Annotated in this window: 7 protein-coding genes and 1 tRNA gene; 6 read left to right on the forward strand and 2 right to left on the reverse strand. The window is 40.7% G+C overall.

Features of this window, described 5'->3' with window-relative positions:
• The first annotated feature begins 28 nt into the window (after positions 1-28).
• Positions 29-1,882, forward strand: coding sequence for an RNA polymerase sigma factor RpoD (rpoD, locus tag K5Q92_RS06225; RefSeq protein ID WP_220768160.1), 1,854 nt, complete (start codon positions 29-31; stop codon positions 1,880-1,882).
• A 208-nt stretch (positions 1,883-2,090) separates the two neighbouring features.
• A tRNA-Ile gene (locus K5Q92_RS06230) sits at positions 2,091-2,167 on the forward strand.
• A 283-nt stretch (positions 2,168-2,450) separates the two neighbouring features.
• Here the strand turns inward: K5Q92_RS06230 and K5Q92_RS06235 are convergent.
• The gene (locus K5Q92_RS06235; RefSeq protein ID WP_220768161.1) at positions 2,451-2,780 is read right to left on the reverse strand and encodes a hypothetical protein; all 330 of its coding nucleotides are present in this window, start codon (positions 2,778-2,780) and stop codon (positions 2,451-2,453) included.
• A gap of 111 nt (positions 2,781-2,891) precedes the next feature.
• Entirely contained in the window at positions 2,892-3,248 is a 357-nt protein-coding gene (locus tag K5Q92_RS06240; RefSeq protein ID WP_220768162.1) for a hypothetical protein, read from the reverse strand.
• Positions 3,249-3,609: 361 nt separating this feature from the next.
• Here K5Q92_RS06240 and K5Q92_RS06245 point away from each other — a divergent pair, with 361 nt between their 5' ends.
• The 4 genes from K5Q92_RS06245 to K5Q92_RS06260 all read left to right on the forward strand — a co-directional run bounded on the left by K5Q92_RS06245 (position 3,610) and on the right by K5Q92_RS06260 (position 7,012).
• Complete coding sequence (locus K5Q92_RS06245) at positions 3,610-5,082, forward strand: site-specific integrase (protein WP_220768163.1); 1,473 nt, start codon at positions 3,610-3,612, stop codon at positions 5,080-5,082.
• Positions 5,083-5,152: 70 nt separating this feature from the next.
• Complete coding sequence (locus K5Q92_RS06250; protein WP_220768164.1) at positions 5,153-5,383, forward strand: hypothetical protein; 231 nt, start codon at positions 5,153-5,155, stop codon at positions 5,381-5,383.
• Between the two features lie 53 nt (positions 5,384-5,436).
• A complete protein-coding gene (locus tag K5Q92_RS06255) occupies positions 5,437-5,838 on the forward strand; it encodes a hypothetical protein (RefSeq protein ID WP_220768165.1) in 402 nt (133 codons plus the stop codon).
• A gap of 304 nt (positions 5,839-6,142) precedes the next feature.
• Entirely contained in the window at positions 6,143-7,012 is an 870-nt protein-coding gene (locus tag K5Q92_RS06260; protein ID WP_220768166.1) for a hypothetical protein, read from the forward strand.
• The last annotated feature ends 548 nt before the right edge of the window (positions 7,013-7,560 follow it).

Genomic DNA, 7,560 nt, shown 5'->3' on the forward strand with positions numbered 1-7,560 from the left:
TAACAGTTTCCCAACTTGGATGATATCTATGGATCATACTCCGCAGTCGCAACTTAAATTGTTGCTCGCCAAAGGTAAAGAGCAAGGTTACTTAACCTATGCAGAAGTGAACGATCACTTACCTGCAGACATGGTCGATTCTGACCAGATTGAAGATATTATCCAGATGATCAATGACATGGGTATTCGAGTCTACGAACAGGCTCCGGATGCTGATGAAATCATGATGTCTGAAGACAGCACCGATGACGATGCTGCAGAAGAAGCTGCTGCTGCGCTTGCGACAGTAGAAGCTGAATTAGGTCGTACAACTGACCCAGTACGTATGTACATGCGTGAAATGGGTACGGTAGAGCTACTGACACGTGAAGGCGAGATTGTTATCGCTAAGCGTATCGAAGAAGGGATCAACACGGTTCAAGCCTCTGTTGCAGAATACCCGCAAGCGATTGCGATGATCCTTGAGCAATACGATCGCTACGAAGCCGAAGAAGTAAGGCTATCTGATATTATTTCTGGATTTGTTGACCCAAATGCAGAAGATGTTGCCCCAACCGCGACTCACGTTGGTTCAGAGTTATCTGATGAAGACTTAGATGACGAAGATGACGACGATGATGACGATGATGACGATGATGATGGTGAAGGCGAAGGCGAAGATGGTCCAAAGGGGCCAGATCCAGAAGAAGCCAAAGAGCGCTTCACTCAACTTCGTACTGCCCATGAAAACGCATTAAGAATCATTGCGGAGAAAGGTCGTGGTCACCCAGAGTCGACTGTAGCACTTTTCGAAATTGGCGAGATCTTCAAAGAGTTCCGTTTGATGCCTAAGCAGTTTGACCGCTTAGTTAAAAACATGCGCTCTATGATGGACAAAGTCCGTGTTCAAGAACGTTTGATCATGAAGCTTTGTGTTGAACAAGCCAAAATGCCGAAGAAAAACTTCGTCAAAGTTTATACCAGCAATGAAAGCAGCATCGAGTGGTTTAACGACGAGCTAGCATCAGGCAAGCCTTATGTAGAAGGTCTACAGATGGTTGAATTTGATGTTCAACGTTGTCGTGCAAAGCTTGACGCTATTGAGACTGAAACTGGTCTCGCAATTGGTGCTATTAAAGATATCAACCGTCGTATGTCTATCGGTGAAGCAAAAGCTCGCCGTGCAAAGAAAGAGATGGTTGAAGCGAACTTACGTCTAGTAATTTCTATCGCGAAAAAGTACACCAACCGTGGTCTACAATTCTTGGATCTTATTCAGGAAGGTAACATCGGTCTGATGAAAGCGGTAGATAAGTTTGAATACCGTCGTGGTTATAAGTTCTCGACTTATGCAACTTGGTGGATCCGTCAGGCGATCACTCGCTCTATTGCTGACCAAGCAAGAACGATCCGTATCCCAGTACATATGATTGAGACAATCAACAAGCTTAACCGTATCTCTCGTCAAATGCTGCAAGAGATGGGTCGTGAACCTTCTCCTGAAGAGTTGGCAGAGCGCATGTTAATGCCTGAAGATAAGATCCGTAAGGTACTTAAGATTGCTAAAGAGCCAATCTCAATGGAAACCCCTATCGGTGACGATGAAGATTCGCACTTAGGTGATTTCATCGAGGATACCACCCTCGAGCTACCATTGGACTCAGCGACAGGCGAAAGCTTGAAGAACGCCACTCACGAAGTGTTAGCAGGTCTAACCGCTCGTGAAGCTAAAGTACTGCGTATGCGTTTCGGTATCGACATGAATACTGACCACACGCTAGAAGAGGTAGGTAAGCAGTTTGACGTAACACGTGAACGTATTCGTCAGATTGAAGCTAAAGCGCTACGTAAGTTGCGTCACCCTTCTCGCTCAGAGATCTTAAAGTCGTTCCTAGACGAGTAATAAATAGTCTGAAAACGCTTTAAACCAAATAAAAAAGCTGCCTTCAGGCAGTTTTTTTTTGCTCAAACAAAACCTACCCCATCGGCATTGATTAACAGATAAGCAGTTGAACATAGATAACGGTATTTCTTATCAAATCGCTGGTGACAAGCGCTAATAAACCTCGTATACTTCTCTGCGCTTTCGATAGTGACGACTATCTTAAGTCGGCCCCTTAGCTCAGTTGGTTAGAGCACACGACTCATAATCGTTAGGTCCACGGTTCAAGTCCGTGAGGGGCCACCAATTTAAAACGAAGAAGCCCATTGATTCAATGGGCTTTTTTGTACCTAAAATTCAAGAACTGCTATTTTGCGAGTTTTGAACTTAGGACCCATCGCACACATATCGCACGTAACCATGCAACCCAGTGCAAAAGGGGTGCACTTTCAATACTAATCCTTTTTGTTTTCGATTCAAGTTTTGAGTCCGAACACTTTCCTCAGCCAAACAATGACCAGATGATAAAAACAAAAAAAGCGCCCACCTTCCGGTGAACGCTCTTAAATAATGAACTAATGAGTATTAGCTAGATCAACGTTGACCAATCGAATACATCATCTTCCGCTGGTTTTGTCACAGTAGTTTCAACATCAACTACCACAGCGGCAATATCCACCCCGTCACAAGCATTATCATTTTCTACTATATCTTGTTGCATTAAGTTACTCACAAACTCCTCAAGATCGCTTAGCAAGTATCGAATAGCCCCTTTGTCTTTAATGAACCGAGGAGCCAGACCATCATCTATCTTGGTCGACTTTTTTGAGCGACTTTTCTGCAAGGCACTCAAAGAGCAACTAATCACTTCAGCGGCTTCTACTTCAGTCAATAATACTTGGTTTGCAATAGCTAACATTTTAAGGGCTCCTTTCTAGACACCCTTAAATTTTAAGCTAGATTAAAAATTCCAAAAAATTATGGTTAAGCTCTAATGTGGAGTTAAATCTTGTGCACATCTAGCTCCAATTTAAATCCTCACACTTTCTGTCGCTGATGACCCAACAAGCACAGACCAGTCAAATTGATCTTCTTCCTGCTCAATATCAAGCGAAGTAGAAATTGAAGGCGCTTCACTTCGGTTTAGTAAACAGGGAGTCTCAAGATCTGTGTAGAAATCCTTAGCACCCTTTTCAGCTTTAAATTGACGTAAGGTCTCAACACTATAGCGAACCCCACCTAAATGCTTCACAAAAGCCGGTGCCAAACCATTCAAAATCCGAGTGTCGCCTTTGGTTCGACTTTTCTGCAAGGTGCTAACAGAGAGCTTGAGGTATTCAGCCGCTTCGACTTCTGTGAATAGTAGCTTTGTTATTTCTTGGCGCATTCGGTAACTCCTCTATTAGAAGAACCGAACTTTAAATAAAAAAATAAAAAGTCAGAAATCGGGGGTTAAGCTCTAATCTCCTGTCACACAACAGGTCAACCTAGCGAACATAAGTAATTGAATACATTTACATTAAAAGTAAAAAACAACTGTACTCATTATCGTCGAGAGTAGCTATTTAAAATAAATAAAAATTATTTTAAACATGTAAGGCACTGTTTTATAAACGATACTTTTAAATTCAGCCATTTTTTTAATCAAAAAGCGTAATTACAGCTTAACCACAATTCTTTTAAAAAAAAATTTACTGCCATCATCTACTCAACAAGCACTTAAACCCAGTGAAAATGAGAGACGATACATGTTAAATAACTTAATCATTAATATGCTTCTTCCGATGATAAAGCAGCTTTATAAAGCTCTTGATAGCGAGATTTCTGAGCAATTTCTAAATAACTTTACTGTCTACGGGCTAGGTAAGATGTCTGGCGAAACCAAAGCAGAGAAGACTCGTGCAAAGCTCAATGATTGGTTCAACAAAAAAATTAGTTATGTCGAAATTAATATTCTCGGTATCGATAACTTAAATGTACGCCTGTACCGAAATGGGTTTAACGGTGAGAACAAAGAGCTAAAGATTATTTTAAACTCGGCAATCGCCTTCTACAGCCGTGCTAGGTTGCCTAATCAAAAACACGCAGCCCAGAAAAAGATTTGTGATCTTTCGGCTGGTAAAAAACTGCAGTCAAAAGTTAAATCAGAGCTAGATGCAATTTCCACTCAGCAAGCAATTCATCAAAATGGTCGAAATATTCACACCAGTAAGCCCATGCCAACGCTTGGAGAATACTTACCTGAGTACCAAAATTTAATTTACTCAAACAACCCGAAAACAGCGGCATCAAAAACTCAGCTGATTGAGCATCACTTCCCAAATTTACTATCAACCCCGATTAATCAAATAACGAAAAGTCACCTATTAAAATGGCTGAGATCTCATACAATCAAGTTAACAAGTAAGCAGCTTAGCTCAGGTATGTCGCCTTATGATTTAGCCGAGTCGACAATAAAGGGCGCAATGAGTACTTTAAGAGCTGCAATACGTGCCGCCGCTGAAGATCCTCGCCACCCTTTCGTATTCGATGAAGAGCTACTGTGCAAACCTTTAAAGGTGCAAGTTAACAATACCGAAGATAAATACTATACAGAGGAAGAAATAGCAGAGATCCGCACTATGTTAGCCGCGAGAGATAAAGAGAGACTTAAAGGAAGAATGACAGATTCAACCTATTCCGATTACTTCACTCCACTAACGCTGCTGTGTTTCCAAACAGGACTACGCCCAAGCTACGCACTACAAATAATGAAGAGCGATATCAACTTTGCCGATAAAAAGCTAAAAATTCGCGCAACAGTAGGAAAAATAAAAAACGACCAATACATTGAGATCACGCCTGAAATCGAAGGGATTTTAAAAGAGTGGTTAAAACACTCATGTCACCAAACAACTGCTACTCAATGGTTATTCCCAAGCCTAAAGAGCAAAGGTTCCCATATTACTAGCTACAAGAAAACACAGGCTAGCTTTAGAAAGCGTCTTAGCTTTGCCCATTTTGACTTTAGAATCATTAGGCATACATTTGCCACTAGACATACCAAGCAAACTAAAAACATCCGCAAAACTCAAATTGCTTTAGGTCATAAAAGCTCAAAAACAACAGAGCGTTATTCTCATGTGATCCAAGATGATCACAGTAACGATATGTATGACTACTCTGAATCACTAGCTCATATTATGCCGGCTAAAGTTTATGGCAGCTCTGTGCATATGTAGCATTTACCTAAAAATCGCCTTCTCACTTCCTACCTAGTTGTTGAACATCAAAAACAACAGGAGAACGTCGATGAAGGCGAGTTATCAATACCAGTTAACTACCTTGGTGAACTTACTTGATGAGATATCAAGCTGCATTGTAGAAGAGCTGAAGTATGTCGATAGACGGCTATATACGCTTGAAACGGAGCTCAACTTTTTAGAGTTCGCCATAAGGAAACACTTGAGCAAAAAACACGTATTACCGCTGCAGCAAGAACAGGTAATCACGTTTTTTCGCCAACACTTCAATAATTCGTAAGTGGTAACCCTAACTACTGATGAGGACAAGCCTTTAGTCAATTAGGAGCCACTATGAGCGATAAGAAGTCACCTTTTATCAGAGAGTATCAAAGGCAATCTAAGTCGCCCTGGCGCGACCATAGCACCGTTTTGTTACTGGCAGGACACCAAGTAACAGAAGACGATGATATCGAATTAAGTTTTAGTCGGTACATCTATCAACATAGGGATTCTGCAGGGAGGATTTTAGGCATGAGTATCAGTAAATCGATACAAGAAGAGCATCCAGAGCTTGATAGTCAGTATCTGGAAGATTTGGATATGTACATGGTGTTACTACTGCTCAAAGAGGAAATTCAAAGCTTCTGCGGCTTATTTGATGATGAATTTGAGGCAATTTTTGGATTGCCACCAGAAATTTACTTCGACATAGCTGAACAACATTGGACACAAAAATTAGAGGACAGTCTATAGCAACAACTCGCGAGCCATTAGGCTCGCTTTCTTGGGCTTTTTAGACTTTCTCTAGGTTAAGTAACACGGATAAAAATTAGGCTAATAGACAGACATCAATAGCATTTTGCATCGGTGTAGATAAGGCAAATCGTACGTAACGACGGTTAGTGACCGAGGCTCTATTGAGCCTAAACAACAAACACTTTTACTTATTAACTCTTCTGCCGTCATCACAATATATGCGGCAGAGACTTTTACGCTTGCCTAAATCGATTTGTAAGTAACAACTACAAGTAACGGTTGCAAGTGTCTGGAACCTATTATGAACAGCAAAATTAACACTGCAGTAAAGCCCCCTTATCTCAAAGCTGAGGGTAGACTTGAAGCGACACACCACTTAACTAAATTCTCTTTAGTTGAGAATGTACTTATTTTTCCAACAGGCTTAACGCTTGAGCAAGCAAAAGACAATGCAAAAGAGCTTGAAAAGGAACAATCTCTAAGCCATGCAGAGGCCATGAAATGCATTTGTTGGGGTAACGGTATTCATAGCGTGCAAAGCTTCAACGAAGCACTACCTCAGCTTGTAAAATCAACTTTTGGGATTGAACATACTGAGTTTGGCCTTTACTCTAATGACAATAGCTACACTGGTTTTTGGTGGGTTAAAGCAGGAAAGGCTAAATATACCAGAGTAGCAATTCCTGGTATCGAGAATACAGAGAAAAACCTAACAGGCATGCTTGTTGAGCGACTTTTACCTGTTAGAGAAGACTCCCCTAAACAAGTTAAGTTTTTACATGCGGTCAAAGACTGCCTGATTTATTTAGGTCGTGGCTACACCCTCTCCCCACACCGAAAAAACCTTAGCCAAGTTCAAGACATTTATGAAATCGACATTGATATAAGAAAGCTCATATTTGACAGCAAAGGCTCTGCAGACAAGCTTTTGAGCTATGCATTAGCAAGTTGCTACAACACGCGAGACACCACTGAGCTAATGATGTCTCAGAGCCTTGCTGATAAGAGTGAATCACTTGAAATTACAAAGATTGACCTTGCCAACAAGTATGAACGAGAGGAGCTTGCTCGCGGTTTCCGCTCCCCTCAATTTGGCGACATGTGCATGCAACTCGATGATGCGCAGAAGGACATTCTGAAGAGGCTACTCGAAAACTATCAAGGCTGGTAAGTATTCGGCGGGCAATCGTAATAGAGTGGCTCAGAAAGACTACTTATTCATACATTTGATTTATATACAATAAGCAGGGAGTACAACATAGACATAGAACTGTAGACAGGATTATATTTGCAAATAAACCTACACCCACAATCCTATGCAACTATAGTTAGTCATTATTATTTTATAGGCAACAAAATTATGAGTTTAAGCAGAAGACATTTCTTAGGGTTATCCATAGCCATAGGTTCAATAAGTTAATCCAAACCTGCTTTCGCGCATAACTCATTAAAATTTGATGCTAAAGAATATATAGCTGAAGTAATCTACCCAGCGTTAACTATTGCCCTACACATTTTCGAATATATGCAAAAACAGGAACAACTCACAGAACCAGAAATGAAATTAATGATTTACTTTGAAAGCAGTATTACTTTTGAGTTAACAAACCAACTTAATCAACTTTCAGAAAGTGAAATAAAACAGCTATTAGACCCGAAATTCAAAAACCTATCCGAAAGTATGGTTAAATACGATAACTTAGCATTAAATCCAAGGCC

This window comes from Shewanella sp. MBTL60-007, assembly GCF_019654915.1.
GTDB lineage: Bacteria > Pseudomonadota > Gammaproteobacteria > Enterobacterales > Shewanellaceae > Shewanella.